At 50.7% G+C, this 444-nt stretch carries 1 rRNA gene; it reads left to right on the top strand.

From position 1 onward, the window contains the following. Positions 1-444: ribosomal RNA gene (locus A3763_RS04575) — 23S ribosomal RNA — on the top strand; the annotation flags it as partial.

Genomic DNA, 444 nt, shown 5'->3' with positions numbered 1-444 from the left:
GTGGAGAGGGCAACAACCCAGACCGCCAGCTAAGGTCCCAAAGTTACAGTTAAGTGGGAAACGATGTGGGAAGGCTTAGACAGCTAGGAGGTTGGCTTAGAAGCAGCCATCCTTTAAAGAAAGCGTAATAGCTCACTAGTCGAGTCGGCCTGCGCGGAAGATTTAACGGGGCTCAAACTGTACACCGAAGCTGCGGATATCTTTTAGATATGGTAGAGGAGCGTTCTGTAAGCTGATGAAGCTCAATTGAGAAGTTGGGTGGAGGTATCAGAAGTGCGAATGCTGACATGAGTAACGACAAAGGGGGTGAAAAACCCCCTCGCCGGAAGACCAAGGGTTCCTGCGCAACGTTAATCGGCGCAGGGTGAGTCGGCCCCTAAGGCGAGGCTGAGAAGCGTAGTCGATGGGAAACAGGTTAATATTCCTGTACTTGTATATATTGCG

The sequence above is a fragment of the Oleiphilus sp. HI0128 genome (assembly GCF_001635365.1).
Note: the sequence above shows the minus strand (reverse complement) of the source record. Positions and strands in the feature narration are given on the sequence as shown.